This is a genomic window from Candidatus Edwardsbacteria bacterium RifOxyA12_full_54_48, assembly GCA_001777915.1.
Taxonomy (GTDB): Bacteria; Edwardsbacteria; AC1; order AC1; family EtOH8; genus UBA2226.
This window is the reverse complement of sequence record MFFN01000004.1, coordinates 342,138-364,568: the sequence shown is the minus strand read 5'-3', so window position 1 is coordinate 364,568 and position 22,431 is coordinate 342,138. Positions and strand designations below refer to the sequence as shown.

Here is a 22,431-nt window from a genome sequence, read left to right as displayed (position 1 = left end):
TTATTTTAAAATCACCAGTTTCCTGGTCCGGCTGTTGCTTCCGGCCGTCAGCTTATAAAAATATACCCCGGAGGAAAGTTTGTCGGTCTTAAAGGGAATATTATAATATCCCGGCTGCTGGGCGCCCATATCTGTTGATTGGACCAGCTGTCCGGCTACATTATATACATTCAGGCTGACCGTAGATTTGGCCGGCAGTTGATAGCTGATGGTCGCCCTGCTCCGGGCCGGATTGGGGTAGGCGTCTTTTAGCAGGAAGATAAGGGGTCTCTTTTCGTTATCAATATTATCTGAAGAAACACCGGCCTCCGGGCCGTAGTATTCCAAAGCTTGGAGAATATTGGCCGGGTGGGTGATGAATATATTATTATTTTTGGCTGTCACATCAACATAGGGGAAAAAAATAACAGCATAAATTGGATCGTAATCGAAAAGGTAATAGCCGGTAACAATAGGATTTGAAGGATCTGTGATATTGACCACTTTAAGCCCCAGGGTATCATCCACCATGTAAGCAAAGCCGGAATCAACGAATACTCCGGTAGTGCGGCTAAAAGGAGGAACTGAGGAGATCTTTACGGGGTTTATGGGATCGGCAACGTTGATTATGCTTAACCCTTTATTATCATTAGCCAAATATAAAATAGTGTCTTTTAAAGATTGGTTCCAACCCAACCCCAATGTGTCGTTACTGTAGGTTATCACCGGATTGGCAGGATCGGATATATCAATGGTTGACAGGGTGGTATTAAATGTTGAAACGAACATACTATTATCTTTTATCGTAATATCCATGGCATCACGCGGCAAGCAAACATGACCTATGTCGCTGGGATTTTTCGGATCGGCAATATTTATCACCCTGATGCTGGAAGAATCCCCGCTAAAAAACTCCGGCCATAAGGCTATAAACAGAAGTGTATCCTTGTCAGCCATTGCATAAGTATATCCTTTTAAGGAAAGAGAACAGATCTCGGCAGGATTGGCTTTGTCGGTAATATTTATCACCCTCAGCCCGTTCGATCGGTCTGATACATAGGCGATGGTATCTCTGACAACCACAGCAAGGGCTTGATTCTCTCTGTTGGGGTAAAATGAGCAGCCGGTTTCGATCGGCGAGGAAGGATCGGAGACATCTATCATCCTTAAGCCACCTTCCATTGCCGGAAGGTAAATATAATTATTTTGGTAAAGTATGCCGTTATCTTCGTTTCTTGGTGTGGGGCAATGACCGACTATCACGGGGTGTGCGGGATCGCTGATATCAACAACCTTCAAGCCTTTGCTGTCGTCAGCCACATAGGCATAGCCGTTATAAGCGGCTAACCCTCTGAAATAATTGGTTGAACATTGCCCTATTGTTACGGGGCTGTTGGGATCGGAAAGGCTGTTTATGTAAAATCCTTCATTGAATCCAGTTCCTCCGCCGAAGATCAGAGTGTCATATATCGAAAAACCGAAGTAGGCCGTACCTCCCGATCCGCCCTTAACCGGATTAGCTGGTTCAGAAATGTTGTATGTATATATACTTCCACTACCGAGATACAAAAAAGTATCGGATATCGCAAACTGCCCGGATTGTGTATCATCATTCCAGATTTGAACGGGGTTTTCAGGATCGCTGATATTCAATACTTTGAACTCATATGTCGCAAAATAGGCTAAAGAGTCTTTTATTAGAATATCTATATTAAAATCGTTGCAGGGGTAATAATTTTTATCAACTGGTTTGGTTGGGTCCGTGATGTCTATTATTTTTATGCCATAATAGTTTATGCAAATGAAAGCATAGTTTCCGCTGATGGCCAATGCTTGATTCTTTCCTTCTTTATAGGCACAATGTCCGGCCAGTACGGGTGAGTATGGATTGGAATAGTCTACAATTAAAAGACCTAAACTATCTGAAAGGCAATACGCATAATGATCCCTGGTTTTGATTATGTAGCTATAGGAGCCGTTCAGGTTTATTTCGCCGATTTTGTTTGGGCGCAAAGGATCGGTTATGTCGGCAATAAAAAGCCCCCCGCCGGTGCCCATAATGGCTAGTTTCTGAGCGGTGGTAGTATCCAGCGCTACGCTCAAGCAGCGGTAGAACGGCCAACTACCGACAGATCGCACATTAAGGCTGTCATTGGCCCGGGCTGAAAGGGCGGCAAAAAGAATGATCATGCCCAGAAGAATCTTCTTGGACATAGGTCTCCTTGTCATTGAATTTTATCTTACGGCGTGACTGCGATCCCCCACGGCCCGCTGCCAACGGTCTTTGGTGTCTGGGCGGTGTAGGTATTGTCGTTCCGGCTGATGACCGAAATAGAGCTGCTGCCGGAGTTGGAGACATACAGATATTTCCCGTCCGGGCTGTAGGCCAGGCCCTTGGGCCCGGTGCCGACCGAAACGGTGGTGACGTAGGCTCCGGAAGTGGTGTATATCTTCACCGCATGCTCCTCATAACAGGCCAGGGCCACATGAGCCTGATCCGGCGAGACCGCCAGTCCGAAGGGATGGTTGCTGATGCCGGTTATCTGGAAGGGCACGGAGTTGTCGGATATCTTGATGGCGGTGAACCCGGTGCCGGAAGAGACATAAAGCGTATCGCCGGAGATCCCCCTGACGGCCTCCTCGCCGTTGTTGGGAATGACGACAGTGGAGGGGGCGGTGTGCAGATTGCTGACGCTGAATATCTCCACCTGTCCCCAGCACAGGACGCAGATCTGGCTGCTGCCCTGGTTGAACCAGACCCCCTTGGGGAAGGCGGCCCCGGTCTGGACCGAATCCGTCTTTTGGGCCGTGACAGCGTCGATCAGATACAGCCATTTGTTAAGGGTGTCGGTCACCGCCAGGCGGCTGCCGTTGGGGGACAGGGCCAGCCCGTAACAGGTGGCCGGCAGGGTGACGGTGGCAAAATGATTGTTGTGGTTCTTGAGCTGGATGAATTCCAACCCGCTTTGCGTAAGGACATAGGCCATGCTGTCATCGGAGGAAATTCTTATCTGGCTGGCCTTGGAATAAAACGTCAGATAGCCCTCGGGCTTTAGGTCGTTCTGCTGGAACATATATATCTCATTGGAGGTGTTACAGCAGACGTAGATCCCCCGGACGGTGGTGAAGCTGGAATTCCAGGCCGAGGCCAGGGGATTTCCGGCCAGGTCCTGGGCGGCGGAGCCGATGGCCACCTGGAATTGGCGGCGAAAGGCCAGGGTCTCGGCCGGGGCGAAGGTCATGATGGAATCCCCGCTCCAGGTGAAATTTCCGGAAACGGAAGGAGTGATGGAAAAGGCGGCCCGGGCCGAGGCGGTATCCATCACCTCGGAGAATCTGACGATTATTGGCTTATTCACCGAGGTCAAAGTATCGTTATTGGCCGGGTCAAGCGACAAAACCTTGGGCTTGACGGTGTCGGCGATGGTTCGGAAGGTCCAGGAATACTGGGGCGATAGATGGTTTCCGCACAGGTCGGTGACGCTGGTGTCGAGTATGGCGGTGAAGGTCATGTCATAGCAAAGAAGCGAAGAGGGGGAAAAGTTTATTATGGAGTCGCTCTGCAGGGCGGCATTGCCCAAGATGCCGGTAACGGCGGTCAGGGAAAAAGCCGAGACCGACCAGGGGGCCAGCCTCTCGGAAAGGGTCGCCGAAATGCTGGCTGTGGCGCTGACCCCGGTCTGGCCGCCGGCCGGATTGGTGGAGACCACCGTGGGACGAAGGCTGTCAGCGTTGGCCCCGCAGATAAATGAAGAAGTGTAGACCGCGGCCAGGGCGGTGCCGGCGGTGTTCTGGGCGATGGTGGACACCGTTATCAGAATGGTATCACCGGGGGTATAAAGCGAATCCGGCCGGAATATCAGTATCCGGTTCCACCAGGTCTTCTGGCCGGTCATGCCGGTTATGGCCAGGGCGTTCTGGGTCTCGGTCTGCTTCATGTCGGCGCTGAAGGTCAGATATATCAGGCTGTTCCTGAAATTATCCGTGCTGCTGGCCGGCGGATATACGGCGATCACCGTCGGCGGAGTGGGGGGGGTCGGCGGCGGGGCCACCGGGTCGCTCTTTTTTCCGCAGCCCTGGACAATAACCGTTGCCACGACTACCAATAAAGCCAGGCTAATAAGTTTTTTCATCGCGTTTATCCTTATAACTATTTATGTGGTCCCCTCCTTGTTCAAGGAGGGGATAATAACTTGCCCCGGATAACAGTCAAGAAGCGCCAATTTCAGGAATTCTCGCCCCGGGCGCCCCACTTTAACTTGGTCCTCAGGATATTGTAGAACGAAGAAGCCGCGGGTCTTGCTAAAAGCGCTTTTCTTTCAGCCTTGGTGATGGTCAGTTTTTGGTCGTCCTTCAAACGGGCCACGGTCTGGCCGTCGGCCACCAGCACCGCCTCCTCGTTCTTGCCGTGGACCACCACCGTGATGGTCTTCTTCATGGAGACTATCATGGGCCGCAGGCTCAGGGTATGGGGGCAGATGGGGGTAAGCACGAAAGCATCCATGTCGGGCTCCACTATCGGCCCCCCGGCCGACAGGGAGTAGGCGGTGGAGCCGGTGGGGGTGGCGATCAGCATGCCGTCGGCAAAATAGCGGCTGACCAGTTCATCGCCGATGGATACCGACAGCTCCACCAGGCGGGTGGGCACCCGGATGTCGAAGTCGTTCAGGGCAAAAAAATCCGCATCGCCGCATCGGGCCTTGATGATGGCCCGCTCCTCTATCTGATACTGGCCCCGGATCACCTGTTCCATGCTCTGCTGGATATTGTCCTGTGAGATCTCGGTCAAAAATCCCAGCGACCCCAGGTTGATGCCCAGCACCGGCTTCTGGGCGTCACCCATCAGCCTTACCGCCCTCAGCAGGGTGCCGTCGCCGCCCAGCACCAGCATCATATCGCAGCGGGCGGCCACCTGGGCCTCATCGGCCATCTCGGCCTGGCTGATATCAAAACCCTTTTCGGCCAGGGCCGCTATGCCGTGGTCCTTGAGCCAGGCTGCCAGCTCCCGCACAATGCGCTCGGCCCCGGGCCGGTTCCGGTTGTAGATCAGACCGTAGGTTTTCATGCTATCTTCCTTTTGACCTCACCCCGCCCCTCTCCAAAAGCTTTTGGAGAGGGAGCAGGTGTTAATATTCTATCTGCTTGAAATCTTCCTGTTTATAGGCCTTGCTGCACCCGGTGCAGGTGATGGAAACAATATGCTCGGTCTGGGGCAGGCAGACCAGGGTGCCCTCGGCGTCCACCCGGGCGTTATAGCTTTTTTCGGAGACCATCAGAAAATCCCGGCCGCCGCAGTCGCATTTATATTTGAACTCCATGTCAAAGCTCCCTCTCCACCGTCTGGACCACCTTTCTGGTCACTTCGTCAATCGACCCCCTGACCCTGGCCCCGGCGGCCTGGAGGTGTCCGCCGCCCCCGAAGATGGCTGCCAGCCTATTTACGTCCACCCGGCCCTTGGAGCGGAAGGAGACCCGCACGATCCCGTTGCCCTGCTCCTTGAACAGCAGGCCCACTTCGGCCCCTTTGACCGAAAGCACATGGCTGACGAATTCCTCGCTGTCGTTGATGTCAAATCCGTGCCTTCGGGCTATCTCCTGGGTCAGGGCCACCCAGGAAACCTTGCCGTTGGCGGCGGTCTTCAGGTCGGAGAACAGCTGCCCCAGCACCTTAAGGTGTCTCAGTGGCTGCTGGAAATAAAGCTGTTCCGATATCCAGGCCAGCTCGGCCCCGGACTCCATCAGCAGGGCGGCGCTTCGCAGGGTGGCCGGAGAGGTATTGGAATAGCGGAAGCCGCCGGAGTCGGTCATAATTCCCGATAGCAGGATAGTGGCCTGTTCGGCGGTCAACTTGACTCCCAGTTTCTGGGAGATGCGGTAGACCAGCTCGCAGGTGGAGGATGCTTCGGGGTCTATGTATTGGATATGCCCGAAGCCGTCGTTGGAGACGTGATGGTCTATCACGATCAGCTCCATGGTGGCCGGGGTGATCAGCTCGGCCGCCTGGCCCAGGCGCTGGGGGTTGGCGCAGTCAACCACGCAGACCGCGGTGACGTCGGGGGCCCCCATCTGGCTGGAGATCGACTCCCAGCCGGGCAGGAAACGGTACCTCTCCGGCACCGGGTCCTGGTTTATTATGCTCACCCGCTTGCCCAGGGTTTTAAGCACCGAGGCCAGGGCCAGCTGGCTGGAGATGCTGTCTCCGTCAGGGTTGACATGGCTGGTGACCATTATCCGGCGGTGCTTTTCCAGGGCCTGGGCGATCTCACTGGCTGTCATCGGGCTTCTCTTTCGGGGAGATCTGGTTAAGCAGGCGGTCTATCTTGTCGCCGTAGGCTATGGACTCGTCCAGCCTGAAGGAGAGATCGGGGCAATAGCGCAGGCGCAGACGGCTGCCCATCTCCCGGCGGATGAAGCCCTTGGCGCTTTCCAGGCCTTTCAGGGATTCCTGCCGCTTGTCCTCCTCCCCGAAGATGCTGACGAACACCTTGGCATAGCGCAGGTCATCGGTGAGGTCTACCCCGGTAACGGTGATGAACCCCAGGCGGGGGTCCTTGATGTGGTTGGAGATGATGTCGGACATCTCGCGTTTTATCACCTCGGCCACCTGAGAGGAACGTTTAAAATGCATAAAGTCAGCCTCCTAATACAATTCAACATTTTACCATACAGATTTATGATTGCAAGAGAAAAATATAGAAAAAGATAACACAACTTTTGGCCAGGGCATAAAACCGCTTGACATCTCCATCAAGCTATCGGATAATAACTTCAGACGGATCGCCCGGGTATCCATATCCCATTATACGTATAGGAGGAAAAAATGACCGATCAATTGACCGAAGTTACCACCACCGGCTGGGGCAAGAGGATCCTGAACTCGTTTGTCGGGGTGCTGGTGGGGCTGGCCCTGTTCATCATCTCCTTTATAGTGCTGTGGAAAACAGAGGGCCGGACCGATTTCGCCAAGCTGGCGCAGAAGGCCGTCATTGCATCGCCATCGTCGATAGATCAGAAGGCCCAGGGACAGCTGGCATCGGTCACCGGGCCGCTGGAGACCGTCGATCTGGTGGGCGATCCCGATTTCATCACCCCGGGAAATTATCTGATCCTGACCCGCCGGGCCGAGATGTTCGCCTGGAGGGAACGGGTAAGCACCAAGACCCAGAAGAACACCGGAGGCAGCGAGACCACCACCAAGACCTACAGCTACGAAAAGGGATGGACCGAAAACCCGGAGAACTCGGGGGATTTCAAGCAGCCGGAGGGCCATGCCAACCCCCCGCCGGAAATTTCCTCCCGGACCTTCACGGCCAGACAGGCCCGGGCCGGGGTTTATGAATTGGATATGGGGCGCCTGAACCTGCCGCCGACCGAGCCCTTGGACCTGGGAGGCGGAAAGATCCTGTTGGAAAAGACCAAAGGATACAGCGCCACCGAAGAATATCTGTTCCAGGGGCAGGGTTCTTTGGCCGATCCGCAGATCGGCGATACCCGGCTGTCGTTTTATGCCCTGTCATCCGGCCGGAGGGCCACGGTATTCGGCAAGCTGTCCGGAGGGATGCTTGATCCGTATTTTTATAAAGGTGAGAAAAAATTCTACCGGGCTTTTCTGGGGGCCAGGGACGAGGCCATCGCCATTCTGAAGGGCGAATACAAGGCGGCCGGATGGCTCGGCCGCATCATCGGATTCCTGATGATGTGGATCGGGCTGCTGATGCTGACCGGCCCGCTGCACACCATTCTTGATGTTCTGCCATTCCTGGGCTCGGCCAGCCGGTTCGTGATCGGCCTGGCAGCCTTTCCCATCGCATTGGTGCTGTCGGCCGCCACCATCATCGTCTCCATGATCGCCCACAATATAATCGTTCTGCTGATAGTGCTGGCCCTGATAGCCGGGCTGATAGTTTTTCTTAATTTAAAAAAGAAGCCCGCGGCTCCAGCGATTGCTAAGTAAAGCCGGACCTGACCTTGATTTAATGCTGCCGCTCGAAATTGGGCGGCAGCATTTTTTATTGACTTATAGGCGATTTTGTAATATTCTTAACTGTTTATGCACTCAAAATCTTAAATTTTTTAATATGAACAACCGATTCGATCCCAGGGCAAATTACGGCCAGACCAAACAGTCAGTGGGTTACCTGCCGCGCCAGCAGGCCACCCAGCAGACCTATGAGGCTATCGGGTTCATGTCCGGGTTGGAGGTGCACCAGCAGCTGCTGACCGAACAAAAATTGTTCTGCCGCTGTCCGGCCGGAATATTCCAGAAGCCGGAGGAATACCACGCCGAGCTGATCCGCCACATGCGGCCCACCCTATCGGAGCTGGGGGAGTACGACGGCACCGCCCTGATGGAGTTCAAGACCCGCAAGAACATCGTCTATCACATCAACAGCCGGACCGCCTGCACCTACGAGGTGGACGACACCCCGCCCTTCCCCCTGAACCGGGAGGCCCTGGACATCGCCATCCGCATCGCCCTGCTGTCCAAGCTGAACATCGTGGGCGAGGTGCACATCACCCGCAAGCAGTACCTGGACGGCAGCATCCCCACCGGGTTCCAGCGCACCGCCATCATCGGGGTGGAGGGGGAGATCCCCCTGAAGCACAAGAAGGTGCGCCTGATACAGCTTTCCCTGGAGGAGGATTCCTGCCGCGAAGTGTCGGATATCGGCCACCTGAGGGTCTACCGCACCGACCGTTTGGGCATGCCGCTGATCGAGACCGTCACCTATCCCGACATGAAGAACCCGGACGAGGTGATGGAGGCCTGCGACTACATCCGCTTTCTGAACCGCAGCACCGGGATGGTGCGAACCGGGATCGGGGCGGGCCGGGAGGATGTCAACGTCTCCTGCAAGGGCGGAACCCGGGTGGAGATCAAGGGCGTCTCGCGCACCAAGCTGATCCCGGAACTGACCCATAACGAGTGCTTCCGCCAGTGGGCCCTGCTGAAGATCCGCGACCTGCTCAAGGACCAAGTGAAACAGCAGAAAGAATGGAAGACAAGGTCCGAACCGCTGAAACCCATCATCAGCAAGCTGGAGAGCAGGCGCTTTAAGGAACTGTCAAACAACGGCAGCCAGGTGATGGCGGTCAACCTGCCGGGCTTCGGCGGCATCCTTTCCCACTTCACCCAGCCGGGAAAATGCTTTGCCAGCGAGATCGCCGACCGGCTCAAAGTTATCGCCTGTCTGGAACGGCCCAACATGGCCTGTTCCGAGGACCTGGATCCGATGCTGGCCGATAACGACTGGGACCAGGTCCGCAGCCTGCTGAAGTCCTCGCCCGATGACGCCCAGCTGGTCTTCTGGGGGCCGGGGGAAGACATCAAGACGGCGCTGGAGACCATCGAAGAACGATGCTTAATGGCCTTCTCCGGGGTTCCCAACGAGACCCGCAAATCTCTGCCTGACGGCACCACCATCTTCGAGCGGGTGCTGCCCGGCGCCGACCGGATGTATCCGGACACCGACTCCAAGCCCATCCCGCTGGAGGACAGCCATATCAAAAAACTGGGCCAGGACCTGCCCACCGATATCATCGAAAGATACCGCCAGCTGAAAACCTGGGGGGTGCCGGAGGATTCCCATCACTATCTGTTCACCCACAACCTGTACCCGGTCATCGAAAGAATAATAAAAGAACTGGGCCAGGACCCCAAAAGGACGGGAGCCCTGTTCGGGCATTATTTAAAATATATCGAGGGGCATTATCAAAGGTCTCCGGATTTCTCATACGACCGTATCTATGATCTGTACAAATACGTGACCGCCAGCAAGCTGGATGCCGAGATAGTTAAAACCATGCTGCCGGTGGTCTACCAGTATCCCAAGATGGATTTTGGCTCGGTGCTGGTGAACCTGGATTTCAAGCAGTTCTCCAAGGAGGAGATAGTTTCAAAGATCCCGTTCCTGAAAGACAAGTACAAAAACATAAAGACCTCGAAACTGCCTGAGGCTGAAAAGCATTGGGTCATGGGACAGCTGAGAAAGATGGCGGTGGGGAATGTGGGACTACCGGAATTAATGAAAAGCATCTGATAAAAAATGGAACACGGATAATACGGATCAGGCAGATTTACGCGGAGATTATAGATGCTTTACCAATTTGGGTTTAAAATGCAAGAAGCAAGTGCCGATAAACGTTTACTTTAAAAATGAAAGAGTTGGTGAGTATTTTGCCGACATAATTGTTGATGACAAGATAATCATTGAACTAAAGGCTGCGGAAACAATAGCGGTTGAGCATGAGCTGCAACTTGTCAATTACTTGAAGGCCACAGGCATTAATGTTGGTTTATTGATGAATTTTGGCAAGAAGCCCCAATTCAAGCGCAAAATATACACCCAAAAGAATAATCAGCGCGGATCTGCTCAATCAGCCTGATCCGTGTTCCATTTAAAAAAGGCAAACTATGACCGAAGACATATTCCAAGGTTACAAGGGCGCCGGGCTGGAGGTCCTCAAGAAATTCAACGTCCGGGTGTGGGGACAGGCCGAGGTGGTTACCAGCCGGGGCGATTTCAAGGGCACGGTGTTGCCGAGGTCGGAGAACGACGACGACCAGCACATCGTGCTGAAGATTGCCACCGGCTACAATATCGGCATCGACATCGCCACCATCACCGGGATGACCGAGACCGGCTACAAGAAAGCCAACTACAAGATCCCGGAGAAGGAATTTCCCATCACCCCCGGTCTGCCCCGGGTCAAACTGCTGGGCACCGGCGGCACCATCGCCAGCCGGCTGGATTACCGCACCGGCGCGGTGATCCCGGCCTTCACCCCGGGCGAGCTGTACGGCGCGGTGCCGGAGCTGGCCGACATCTGCAACCTGACCACCGATAAGCTGTTCGCGGTCTTCTCCGAGAACATGGGGCCGGAGCAGTACAAGACCCTGGCGGTGGCCATAGGCAAGGAGATCGAGAACGGCATCGACGGCATCGTGATCGGCCACGGCACCGACACCCTGCACTACACCGCGGCCGCCCTGACCTTCATGGTCCAGAACCCGCCGGTGCCCATCGTGCTGGTGGGCTCCCAGCGGTCCTCCGACCGCCCCAGCTCCGACGCCGCCCTGAACCTGATGCACGCCACCACCGCCGCCGGCCACGGGGACATCGCCGAGGTGATGGTCTGCATGTTCGGCCCCACCTCCGATGAATACGGCTTTCTGCACCGGGGCACCCGGGTGCGCAAGATGCACTCCTCCTACCGTTCCACCTTCCGCACCATCGGGGACACTCCGCTGGCCACCGTCACCCGCCAGGGGGTCAGGCCCATCAAGCCGGATTACCATCCCCGGCGCAAGGACCGCCAGGTCACCATCAAGCCCTACTTCGAAGAGAAGATAGGAATGATCTACTATTACACCAACATGCAGCCGGACATGATAGACTCGATGGTGGATGCCGGCTACAAGGGGATCATCATCATCGGCACCGGCCTGGGGCACGTCAACAAGCCGCTGTACCCGGCCATCGAACGGGCGGTGGCCAAGGGGGTTCACATCTTCATGACGGTGCAGACCCTGTGGGGCTACGTCCACATGTTCGTCTACGACACCGGACGCGACCTGATGGCCAAGGGAGTGGTGCCTCTGGAGAACATGCTTCCCGAAGCCGCCTACATCAAACTGGGCTGGGTGCTGGGGCAGACCCAGGATCGGGAGGAGGTCAACAGGATGATGCTGGCGCCGGTCAGCGACGAGACCACCCCGCGCGAGCCGTATAACGGGTATCTGATATACCAGGGCGGGGTTCCCGAGGTGGAGGAGTTCATAAAGAAGTTTCACAAGTAGAAAACATAAAAGCCTCGTTGACGCGGGGCTTTTGTGCTTTTACCAGACCAACGCAAAAACACAATACATACTTTCCAACTCAGCCCCATATCTTCTAAGAATAGTCCAGGACTGCGACAAGGGAAATAATTTTTAAAATATCTCTTGATTTACTGTTCCGGCGGGTATAGACTGTTTATTCCGGCAAACAACCATCACCATAAACCAATAACAAAGGAAAAGACCATGAAGAAGATCCTTCCCGTCCTCTGCTGTGTCGCTTTGTTGTTCGCAGCCTGCAGTCTTAGCAAGACCCCGGCCCAGGTGGCCATCAAAACCGCCGAGGGGGCACTAAAGGCCGTCAGTGTTGAGGCCCAGAAATATGTGCCGGACCAGCTGGCTTCTGTGGAAGCAGCCCTGAGCGACGCCAGGGACCAGTTCGAGAAGGGCGATTACAAGGCCGCCCTGGCCGGAGCCAGGGATCTGCCCCTCAAGGTCAAGGACCTGGCCGTTGCCGTCGAATCCCGCAAGGCCGAACTGCCCAGGATATGGGAGGGCATGGCCGCCAGCCTGCCGAAACTGATCACCGAGACCAAGGCCGCCATTGCTTCGGCCCGCAGCGCGGACCAGGCGGTCATCGCGTCAGCCAAGGACGAAGTCAAAGGGATGGAAGCATCTCTGGCCAAAGCCACCGAGGCGTTTAAGTCCGGAGACCTTTTGGGTGCGGTCAACATCGGGACCGAGATGCAGAACCTGGCCGCCAAGATCAAAGCCAGTTTAATGAGCCCGGTGGTTCAGGAATAGCCTGGTTTTTTTAAAGGGAGAGACCCCCGCAGTAAGCGGGGGTCTCTTTATGGGACGGGCATATGCCCGTCAAAAATATTTTGGTTGAATCATAAGCAATATTATGCTTAAATAGATATTGGAGACCAAAAGAATTGTGATAAATTGCGGAATTTTATAATAAATCAATACGGAATAAAAGGGCTACGTTTTTCAAATCAAGGGGTTATTGATAAATGTGATCTTGTTTTGAAAAGAGCACAGGGTTTGATCAAATAATTAAAGTACCAGCAATACAATAAGAAAGACATAATTTATGAGGAAAATAGTTGCATCCATTTTTCTTCTCTCATTTTATTTTGGCGCGACATATGCATCGGACAGGCCCTCGGCGGTGATTGACGCCCTGTCGCACCAGATCGAGGTAAACCTGCCCATCCTAAAAAAAGCCCCGGGCGACCAGCCCTATTTCATCGGCTACCGGGTGGCGGAGGAGGAGAAATACGCTGTCAACGGTTCGTTCGGGGCGGTGACCGAGGAGCGGTACCTCAAGGAGCGGGCCGGGATGGTGGATGTCCGGGTGGGCTCCATGAAATTGGACAACACCCACAATATCCGCGAGGGCTGGGGCTACTGGGGCAGCGGCAAGTTCGACCTGCCGGCCGAGGACGACCAGGCGGCCCTGGAGTCGGTGCTATGGTGGTACACCGACAGGACCTTCAAGCAGGCCCAGAAGGGATTTGACGCGGTCAAGGCCAACCTGGCGGTCAAGGTGGAGGAGGAGGACCAGTCCGACGATTTCTCGCCGGCCCCGGTGGTGGTCAGCCTGTCGGCTCCGGCCCGGTTGGAGCTTGACAAAAGTTTTTGGAAGCAAAAAGTGTCCGGGATATCCAAGGAGTTTGACGGACATCCCGACATCTACAAATCCGAAGTGGCCTTTGCCGCGGCCGCCGAGAACAATTATATAGTCAACAGCGAGGGAACGAAGATCTCGCACGGCCGGGTGCGCTGCCGCCTGCATCTGTACATCTCCACCGTGGCCGAGGACGGCATGGAGCTTTACCGCTACGAAGCCTTCGACGCCAGGTCGCCGGAGGAACTTCCCGACGATTCGATTCTTAATTCAACCGCCCGAAGGATGATCAAAGAGCTGGCCGCCCTGCGCCAGGCTCCGCTGGCCGAGCCCCATGTCGGCCCGGCCATCATGTGCAACCGGGCCTCGGCGGTCTTCTTCCATGAGATACTGGGGCACCGGGTGGAGGGCCACCGGCAGAAGGACGTCACCGAGGGCCAGACCTTCAAGAAGAAGGTGGGGGAGAAAGTATTGCCGGCTTTCATCTCGGTGTTCGACGACCCCTCCCTTTCCTCCTTCAGGGGTCTCAACCTGATGGGCGACTATCCCTATGATGACGAGGGGGTGGCCTCCCAGCGGATAAGCATAATAGAAAACGGGGTGCTGAAGAATTTTCTGATGAGCCGCTCGCCCATCGCCGGGTTCAAATATTCCAACGGACACGGACGGGGGGATATCGGGCAGGCTCCGGTGTCGCGGATGGGCAACACCATCATCACCTCGCAGCAGACCATGTCCTTTGCCGCCCTGAAGAAACTGCTGATCGCCGAGGTCAAAAGACAGAAGAAACCCTACGGCCTGATGTTCACCGACATCTCCGGCGGCTTCACCATGACCAGCACCTACATGCCGCAGTCGTTCAAGGTTCTGCCGGTGATGGTCTTCAAGATATATCCCGACGGGCGCGAAGAACTGGTGCGGGGGATAGACATCTCCGGCACGCCGCTGACGGTATTCTCCAAGATCACCGCCACCGCCGACGATTATGACGTCTTCAGCGGTTTCTGCGGGGCCGAGTCCGGCTACCTGCCGGTGTCCTGCGTCTCGCCCAGCATCCTGATAAGGGAGATGGAGGTGGAGAAACGGATGATGGAGCAGGACAAGCCGCCCATTCTGCCCCAGCCCATGGAGCTGCGGAAAGGAGGCCACAAAAATGAAAAATAAAATATTCTTATTTTTGCTGACACTGTCGGTTCTCTTTGCTTTTAATGTTTCCGCCCAGCCCCTGGCGGCTTTTCCGGATGATCCGGTGCTGAAGGCCATGGAGGACGAACTGCAGAGGAATTATGACGGCTTAAAGATCCCGGAGAACCTGAGGATCCCCTATTCCGAAAGTTTTGGACTTTTATCCCAGCCGGGCACCGGTTCCGACAAGTTCCGGGAGGACCCGAATGCCGCCCACCGGGCGCCGAGCGATCCGGCCACCATGCCGGGCGGTCCGGCCAACCATCCCTACTTCATATCCTATACCATAGAATTATATAAGACCCACCAGGCTGCGGCCATTTTCGGGAAACTGGTGGGCGAGGGCTCTTCCAGTTTTTCCCGGGGCGAGGTGGACCTGAGGATAGGGGACTATTCGCTGGACAACACCCCGGAAGGGCGCTGGCGCCACCGGTCCGGGGGATACCAGTCCAACGTCCCGGCGGAGGCAGATTACTGGGGCCTGCGCAAGTCACTGTGGTGGCAGAGCGATGTGGCCTTCAAGCGGGCCATCGAGCAGTACTCCCGCAAAAAGATGCTGATGAAGACCAAGAAACGCAAGGAACCGTTGGATGACCTGTCCCGGGAGAAACCGTATCGCTATTTTCAGCAGCCTCCCGACGAAAAACTGGAATGGGATAAAATAAAGGATATTTTAAAGGATGTCTCCCGGCTGTTCCGGGAATATCCCCGGATAGACAGATCGCAGGCCGAAGCGCTGGTGCAGTTCAGGAAACATTATTTTGTCAACAGCGAGGGAACGGCCAATCGGACCTTTGGGTCCAACGGGTCCATCAATGTGGAAATGTCCGGATTGACCGACAACGGATTGATGCTTAAGGACGGTTTTTCGGTGGATTATTCTTCGGACCAGGATCTGAAGGCCATTCTTAAAAAAGCCAGGATAGAGATAGAGAAATTTTGCGAACAACTCGAAGCCCAACCCATGGAGGACTACTTCGGGCCGGTGCTGCTGGAGGGGCAGGCAGCAGCCGAATTCATTGTGCAGGCGGTGGTGCCCTTGATGCAGGCCGAGCGCGATCCGGTCTCGGACTATGAATATGCCGACAACACCTCCAGCGACCTGAAAAAATGGCTCAATAAAAGGATCACCGCTCCGCACATCACCCTGATGGACGATCCCTCGGCGGCAGTATATGAAAAAGATTCACTGGCCGGGCATTATGCGGTGGACGACGAGGGGGTGCCGGGGAGAAGGATCGCCCTGATCGAGGACGGGATCCTGAAGACCTTTTACATGTCCCGCTCGCCAATAGAAAAACTGTACGGCAGCAACGGCCACCTGCGCGGGGGACAGCTGATGCCGGGCAACCTGTTCCTTTCGTCTTCAAAGGGGCTGTCGCAGAAGAAGCTGCTGAAGACCATGGAAAAGCTGTGCCGGGAAAAGGGCAATGATTACGGGATAATCATCAAGAGGCTGGAGCCCAAAAAATATTCCCTGGGATATCTGGATGCCGCCCTTAAGGCCCTGGAGGCTTACCGGTATGATCTCAGGACCAGGCAGTTGACCCTGGTGAGGAATCTGGTGCTGAGGGATGTCTCCCGGCGGACCCTACGCGACATCTACCGGACGGGAGAGAAGCCTATGGTCTACAACAGCCGGATCGGCAGCGGGATCCAAAGCGAGTCCTTTGCGGTGATAACCCCGGATATTTTGCTGGACCAGATAGAGGCCAGCGGGCCGTCCGAGGTGGGCAGCCAGCCGCCATTCCTGAAGAATCCGTTCTTTGAGAAGTAATATCATTATTTCTTGTCATCCTGGGATAACACCAGCGCAGCGCAGGTTGAAGAATGACGGGTCACACATTCAACTTGCAAAGCAGGCTGTCAGTTTCAGTGTGACAAATAAAAGAAGCCCGGCAACGCCGGGCTTCTTTTATTAAAAAGCATTATTTTCCAAGCTTTTTGCCCAGCTCAAAGGCCTGCTGCATCAGCTTTTTATCCTTCTTGATCTCCCCGGGCTTGTTTCCCGTTCCATAGACCATGCCTGCGATCGGGGCGCCGATGAAGCGGAAGGCGTCCTGGTAGGCCCGGATGGCGTTCACCGCACCGGAGGCGAAGGGATCCACGTCGCCGTAGGTCAATATTATGCCGATTCTCTTGCCCTTCAGGGCGTGGCCTTGTTTGCCGATCAGGGCATACCAGCGGTCCATGAACAGCTTGATCTGGGCCGATACTGTGAACCAGTACACCGGCCCGGCCATGACTATGGCGTCGGCCTTGACCAGCTTGGGATAAAGCTTCTGCATGTCATCCTTGAGGATGCAGACATGCCCGGGCCGGGTCAGGCAGTGGTCGCAGGCATTGCAGGGCTTGATGTGCATCTCATGCAGGCAGATGGTCTCACATAGGGCCCCGGAGGATTTGGCACCCTCGGCGGCCCGTTTGGCCAGGGCTGTGCTGTTTCCGTTCTTTCTGGGACTGCCCAGGACTATCAGGACATTCTTGTTTTTCATTGATCAGCTCCCCATGTAAAATTCGAAAGGCAAGGCATTTTTTTGAATACTATCAGAGCGACCCAGGTAAAGTCAACCATAATTTAACAGCGATAAGAACGATAATACTTGTTGACACTGAGACTAATTTGAATTAGAATACCTCAAGTCTAAAATAACTGAATATTTACTTGGGGAGCTATATGTATAGGTCAGGAGTCCTTCTGGCTGTAATGGCTTCTTTTTTTATGGGCTGTGCCGCTACCACCACGGCGCCCCCGCCGGAGACCACCGCCGACCTCCGGCTGGAACTGCCGCCCTATAGCGGCAAAAAAACCACGGTGGCGGTGATCGATCTGCGCAACCAGTCGGAGTTCGACGATCCCCGCATCGGGCGGGGGGTGTCCAACATGCTGATCACCGCCCTGGTAAATTCCGGGCGTTTCATCGTGGTGGAGCGCAACGATCAGGCCCTGGAGAAGATATTTGCCGAGCAGAAGCTGGGTCAGACCGGAGCGGTGACCTCCCAGACCGCCGCCCAGGTGGGCAAGATGCTGGGGGCCAGAACGGTGGTGGTGGGCGAGGTCAGCGAGTTCGGCATCCGCAAGACCAGCGCCTTCGTGGGGGTGGGCGGCACCAAGACCATCACCACCAGGGTGGTGATAGACGCCCGGCTGGTGGATACCGAGACCGCCGGCATCATCTCCGGGGAGACCGGCATCGGCACCAGCAGCACCCAGACCAGGGGAGTGGCCCTGACCTTCGAGTTCGGAACGGCCGGATTTGACGAGACCACCATCGGCATCGCCACCCGGAAAGCGGTCAATCAGGTGGTGACCAAATTCGCCCTTAACGTGGAAAACAATCAGATGAATAAAAAGGAGAATAAATGAAAAGAACAGCGCTACTGATGCTGGCGGGATCGCTGCTGCTGGCGGCATCGGCCAAAGCCCAGGATGAAGGAGGGATAAGCCTCAAGCCCACGCCTCCTCCGATATCCTGCCTGGATTTTTTCAAGGGGACCAGCCAATTCACCTTCACCGGGATCTATATGAAGCTGGGCCTGCCGGAGGATTCCCAAATGGACGAGTCGCCCACCGGCAAGGGTTTCAACTTCGAGATGTCCCGCGGCTTTGCCGATGGTTTCGGGCTGATGTCCCATTTCATGTTTCTGGGGCTGAACATTCCCCTGAAGGATCCCATGACCAACCTGGACGAGGACTACCCCGCCTCGGCCATGGCCATGGGCGCTACCATGGTGCTGGATATTAAAAAAGGGGAAAAGAGGGACATCGCCGGGGAGATTGTGGACAAGAAGACCACCGTGGCCGCGTTCATAGGGTTCGACTTCACAGGGACCGATTTCGAGATGGAAAATTTCATTGAGGACGAGGATTTCTCGGTCAGCACCATGGAGGGTAGCCTGCCGATGGGTTTGGTGGCCGACATTCCCCTGAATTACTATGTATCGCTGGTGCCGTTCGGCCGCTTGGCCTTCGGCAGCACCACGGTGACCACCATTATACCGTATTATATTATTCTGCCTGCTCCGCCGTATTATATTTTGATGCCGGGCATCCCGGAGGACTCCACCTATTCCACCACCCGGTTCGACTACGGCATGGACATCGACCTGCGGCTTTTCCGCAACGCCCCGGATTGGAAGATCAGTGTGGGCACGGTGATCTCGCAGGTTGAAGGCATGGCCGACGGTAATCTGATCATCATGGCCAGCGTCAAGAGGGAGTGGGGCAAGCATTACAGCAGCACTTCCTTCGGCCCCAAACTGCATTGATGACGGCATGATGAAAACCCCGGGTCAAAAGATCCGGTGTTTTTATGAACTGGTTAAAGATATGTGTCATTTTATTATTCTTGACACCATAGATTGAATTATGTACAATGCCAAAATAACAAAACAGCATAAATTCAGCCCAATGCATGTTGGGCTGCGGTAGTAAACCGCAATAACACAAAAAAGGGGGGTGATACCTATGCCAAATAAAGATGGAAAAGGCCCAAAGGGCCAAGGACCGAAGGATGGGCACGGCGGAGGAAAGGGGAAAGGAACAAATAAACCCGCTGGTCCGAAAAAGGGCGGTAAAAAGGGCAAATGTTAATTGCCGAACCAGTCGTTGCGGGCGACGGTGTTCGCCGCGACGATCTTTCGTAGTCCCAAACTGAGTTCAGGCGGGCAACGCGCCTGAACTCAGCCGTTAGGGAAAATATCAATTCTTAACAAAAGCTATTTCACCCTTTTTGGCGTCAACGCTTATTTTGTCCCCCTCCTTAAATTCTCCCTCCAAAATCCTCATTGACAGCGGATCCTGCAACAGCCGCTGGATGGTACGCTTCAGCGGCCGGGCCCCGAAGGCCGGGTCAAAGCCCTCGTCGGCCAGCAGCCCCTTGGCCTTCTCCGTCACCTCCAGCCTTATCTTCCGGTCGGCCAGCCTTTTGTGCAGGTGCTTCAGCTGAATGTCCACGATAGCCGTGATCTGCTCCTTGTCCAACTGGTGAAATATCACGGTCTCGTCCACCCGGTTCAAAAATTCCGGACGGAAGTTGGTCCGCAGGGCCTCCAGCACCTTTGTCCTGATCTGGGCCTCGTCATCCAGCTCGCCGATGAACTGGGAACCGATGTTGGAGGTCATGATGATCACCGTGTTCTTAAAGTCCACCGTCCGGCCCTGGCCGTCGGTCAGCCGGCCGTCGTCCAGTATCTGCAGCAGAACATTGAAGACGTCATGGTGGGCCTTCTCGATCTCATCGAACAGGATCACCGAGTAGGAGCGTCGGCGCACGGCCTCGGTCAGCTGGCCGCCCTCGTCGTAGCCCACATACCCCGGAGGGGCCCCTATCAGCCGGGCCACGGTATGCTTCTCCATGTATTCCGACATATCCAGCCGGATCATGGCCCGCTCGTCGTCGAACAGAAACTCGGCCAAAGCCCTGGCCAGCTCGGTCTTGCCCACCCCGGTGGGTCCCAGGAAGATAAAGGACCCAATGGGGCGGTTGGGGTCCGACAATCCTGCCCGGGCCCGGCGGACCGCGTTGGATACCGCCACCAGCGCATCGTCCTGCCCCACCACCCGCAGCTTAAGTCTATCCTCCATCTTCACTAACTTAGCGGTCTCGCCCTCCAGCATCCGGGCCACCGGGATCCCGGTCCATTTTGCCACCACCTCGGCGATGTCCTCTTCGTCCACCTCTTCCTTCAGCATCTTGATGTCCTTCTGCACCTCGGCCAGCTGCTTATTCTCCTGCTCCAGGTCCTTCTGCAATGAGGTGATGGTGCCGTAGCGCAGTTCGGCCACCTTGTTGAGGTCGCCCTGCTTTTCGGCCTGCTGTTCCTGCAGTTTGGCGTCCTCGATGCGCTGCTTGATGTCGCCGATCTTTTTGATGGCGGCCTTCTCGTTCTGCCAGTGGGCCTTCATGGCCGAGGATTTTTCCTTCAACTCGGCCAGCTCGGCATCCAGTTTGGCCAGGCGCTCCTGGGAGGCGTGATCCTTCTCTTTTTTCAGGGCGGTCCGCTCGATCTCCAGCTGCATGATGCGGCGCTCCACTTCATCTATCTCGGTGGGCATGCTGTCGATCTCGATCCGGAGGCGTGAGGAGGCCTCGTCGATCAGGTCCACCGCCTTGTCCGGCAGGAAGCGGTCGGAGATGTAGCGCTGCGACAGCACCGCTGCCGCCACCAGGGCGCTGTCCTTGATCCGCACCCTGTGATGCAATTCGTAGCGCTCCTTCAGGCCCCTCAGGATGGCGATGGTGTCCTCCACCGACGGCTCCTGGACCACGATGGGCGCCAGCCGGCGCTCCAGGGCCGGGTCCTTCTCGATGTTCTTGCGGTATTCATCCAGGGTGGTGGCGCCCACCATCCGCAGTTCGCCCCTGGCCAAAGCGGGCTTCAGCATGTTGGAGGCGTCCATGGCGCCCTCGGCCTTGCCGGCCCCCACCAGGGTGTGCAATTCGTCTATGAAAAGTATGATCTCCCCGGCGGCGGTCTCGATCTCCTTGAGCACCGCCTTCAGGCGCTCCTCGAACTCGCCCCGGAACTTGGCCCCGGCGATCAGGGACCCCATGTCCAGGGCCACCACCTTTTTGTTCTTGAGGGTCTCCGGCACATCGCCGGAATTAATCCGCTGAGCCAGACCCTCCACGATGGCGGTCTTACCGACCCCGGGCTCTCCGATCAGCACCGGGTTGTTCTTGGTGCGGCGGGACAGCACCTGGATCACTCGGCGGATCTCGTCGTCCCGGCCGATCACCGGGTCCAGCTTTCCTTTGCGGGCCAGATCGGTCAGGTCGCGGCTGTAGCGGGCCAGGGCCTGGTATTTTCCCTCGGGGTTCTGGTCGGTTATTCTTTGATTGCCCCGGATGTCCACCAGGGCCTTCAGCACCGCATCCCTGGTGATGCCGGCACTTTTTAGGGTCTGGGCTGCTTTCCCGGATCCCTCGGAGATAGCCAAAAGCAGGTGCTCGGCCGAAACGTAGTCGTCCTTCATCCGGTCGGCCTCAATCATGGCCTCCTGCAGCACCCGGTTGAGCCCGGGCGACATATAGGCCTGCCCGGTTCCTCCATAGACCTTCGGTATGGCGTCGATATCCTGTGTCAGCCGGTCCCGGATCATTTCCGGCCTGGCCCCCAGCTTTTGAATTATGGGGACCACCACCCCGTCATCCTGGACCAGCAATGATAAAAGCAGGTGCTCCGGGGTTATCTCCTGATGGTTCTTTTGCCCGGCTAGTCCGGCGGCGGCCTCCAGGGCCTCCTGGGACTTAACGGTGAATTTATCCAAGCGCATAGTGATCCTTATGAGTTTACAATTTATCTAAAAGTTCTTTGATAAATATAAGTATCAGAAGTTGTTTTGTCAAGGGAAATATAAAAAAGCCGCAGCTTAGCTGCGGCTTTTTATGTTTGGCGGTAAAGAGCTTCAAGCAGTCAGGGTCTTTCTGATCCAGGGGTGCGGCGGCGGATCCTTGGCGACCGGAGCAGCGGAGATGATTATCTCGTTCTGATGATTGGTTAATTTCTTTCTGTCGATGGGCGTCGGAGGAACCGAAGGCCCCGTTATCGTCTTTTTGCAGATGTTGATCCCGTTCTGATTTGAGGAGGTCAGCTCGATGGGGGCGGAAAATCCGATAGAATCGGTTGGGTTGACAATGGGCCGGGGAAGATATTTCCGTAAATCGATGGCGGCAATTATGACATTACTGCTTGAAGAAGAGTCAACCGGAATGACTATCGGCCTGGGCAAAAATCTTCCCCAGTTGGGGGCGGCGTTGCAGGTGGTGGCGACCCCGGCGAAGATGATTCCGCACAGGGCTGCGAAGATGGTTACTTTTTTCATTTTAGTTCTCCTTGGATTTTTTTT

General features: G+C 55.7%; 18 protein-coding genes. 9 read left to right on the top strand and 9 right to left on the bottom strand.

Annotation, left to right across the window (positions count from 1 at the left end; translation table 11 throughout):
- The 6 genes from A2273_03240 to A2273_03215 form a co-directional block, all read right to left on the bottom strand.
- A complete protein-coding gene (locus A2273_03240; protein ID OGF07496.1) occupies window positions 1–2,193 on the bottom strand; it encodes a hypothetical protein in 2,193 nt (730 codons plus the stop codon).
- A gap of 26 nt (window positions 2,194–2,219) precedes the next feature.
- The gene (locus A2273_03235; GenBank protein ID OGF07495.1) at window positions 2,220–4,112 is read right to left on the bottom strand and encodes a hypothetical protein; all 1,893 of its coding nucleotides are present in this window, start codon (window positions 4,110–4,112) and stop codon (window positions 2,220–2,222) included.
- 92 nt (window positions 4,113–4,204) lie between these two features.
- Window positions 4,205–5,044, bottom strand: a complete 840-nt coding sequence (locus tag A2273_03230; GenBank protein ID OGF07494.1) for a hypothetical protein — start codon at window positions 5,042–5,044, stop codon at window positions 4,205–4,207.
- Between the two features lie 61 nt (window positions 5,045–5,105).
- Window positions 5,106–5,297, bottom strand: coding sequence for a hypothetical protein (locus A2273_03225; protein OGF07493.1), 192 nt, complete (start codon window positions 5,295–5,297; stop codon window positions 5,106–5,108).
- 1 nt (window position 5,298) lies between these two features.
- Entirely contained in the window at window positions 5,299–6,255 is a 957-nt protein-coding gene (locus A2273_03220; protein OGF07492.1) for a hypothetical protein, read from the bottom strand.
- The gene (locus A2273_03215) at window positions 6,242–6,607 is read right to left on the bottom strand and encodes a ribosome-binding factor A (GenBank protein OGF07491.1); all 366 of its coding nucleotides are present in this window, start codon (window positions 6,605–6,607) and stop codon (window positions 6,242–6,244) included. The genes A2273_03220 and A2273_03215 overlap by 14 nt, the downstream gene beginning before the upstream one ends.
- A gap of 192 nt (window positions 6,608–6,799) precedes the next feature.
- Here A2273_03215 and A2273_03210 point away from each other — a divergent pair, with 192 nt between their 5' ends.
- The 7 genes from A2273_03210 (at window position 6,800) to A2273_03180 (ending at window position 16,356) form a co-directional block, all read left to right on the top strand.
- Window positions 6,800–7,933: a hypothetical protein gene (locus A2273_03210; protein ID OGF07490.1), complete on the top strand. Its 1,134-nt coding sequence runs from the start codon at window positions 6,800–6,802 to the stop codon at window positions 7,931–7,933.
- A 124-nt stretch (window positions 7,934–8,057) separates the two neighbouring features.
- Complete coding sequence (locus A2273_03205) at window positions 8,058–10,019, top strand: glutamyl-tRNA(Gln) amidotransferase subunit E (GenBank protein ID OGF07489.1); 1,962 nt, start codon at window positions 8,058–8,060, stop codon at window positions 10,017–10,019.
- A gap of 67 nt (window positions 10,020–10,086) precedes the next feature.
- Window positions 10,087–10,365 carry a hypothetical protein gene (locus tag A2273_03200; GenBank protein OGF07488.1) on the top strand — a complete coding sequence of 93 codons (279 nt, stop codon included), beginning with the start codon at window positions 10,087–10,089 and terminating at the stop codon, window positions 10,363–10,365.
- A 28-nt stretch (window positions 10,366–10,393) separates the two neighbouring features.
- Window positions 10,394–11,779: a glutamyl-tRNA(Gln) amidotransferase subunit D gene (locus A2273_03195; protein ID OGF07487.1), complete on the top strand. Its 1,386-nt coding sequence runs from the start codon at window positions 10,394–10,396 to the stop codon at window positions 11,777–11,779.
- 225 nt (window positions 11,780–12,004) lie between these two features.
- Complete coding sequence (locus tag A2273_03190) at window positions 12,005–12,562, top strand: hypothetical protein (protein ID OGF07486.1); 558 nt, start codon at window positions 12,005–12,007, stop codon at window positions 12,560–12,562.
- 373 nt (window positions 12,563–12,935) lie between these two features.
- Window positions 12,936–14,558 (top strand): hypothetical protein, encoded by a 1,623-nt coding sequence (locus tag A2273_03185; GenBank protein OGF07485.1) that lies wholly within the window; start codon window positions 12,936–12,938, stop codon window positions 14,556–14,558.
- On the top strand, window positions 14,548–16,356 hold the full coding sequence (locus A2273_03180; GenBank protein ID OGF07484.1) for a hypothetical protein: 1,809 nt from the start codon (window positions 14,548–14,550) through the stop codon (window positions 16,354–16,356). The genes A2273_03185 and A2273_03180 overlap by 11 nt, the downstream gene beginning before the upstream one ends.
- Before the next feature lie 151 nt (window positions 16,357–16,507).
- On the opposite strand, the gene A2273_03175 is transcribed toward A2273_03180, so the two are convergent.
- Window positions 16,508–17,074 (bottom strand): hypothetical protein, encoded by a 567-nt coding sequence (locus A2273_03175; protein ID OGF07483.1) that lies wholly within the window; start codon window positions 17,072–17,074, stop codon window positions 16,508–16,510.
- 212 nt (window positions 17,075–17,286) lie between these two features.
- Here A2273_03175 and A2273_03170 point away from each other — a divergent pair, with 212 nt between their 5' ends.
- A complete protein-coding gene (locus tag A2273_03170) occupies window positions 17,287–17,946 on the top strand; it encodes a hypothetical protein (protein ID OGF07482.1) in 660 nt (219 codons plus the stop codon).
- Entirely contained in the window at window positions 17,943–18,848 is a 906-nt protein-coding gene (locus tag A2273_03165) for a hypothetical protein (GenBank protein OGF07481.1), read from the top strand. Before A2273_03170 ends, A2273_03165 begins: the two co-directional genes overlap by 4 nt.
- 433 nt (window positions 18,849–19,281) lie before the next feature.
- Here the strand turns inward: A2273_03165 and A2273_03160 are convergent, their stop codons facing one another.
- Together A2273_03160 and A2273_03155 are read right to left on the bottom strand one after the other, a co-directional pair.
- Entirely contained in the window at window positions 19,282–21,858 is a 2,577-nt protein-coding gene (locus A2273_03160; GenBank protein OGF07480.1) for an ATP-dependent chaperone ClpB, read from the bottom strand.
- A gap of 132 nt (window positions 21,859–21,990) precedes the next feature.
- On the bottom strand, window positions 21,991–22,407 hold the full coding sequence (locus tag A2273_03155) for a hypothetical protein (protein ID OGF07479.1): 417 nt from the start codon (window positions 22,405–22,407) through the stop codon (window positions 21,991–21,993).
- Window positions 22,408–22,431 lie beyond the last annotated feature (24 nt).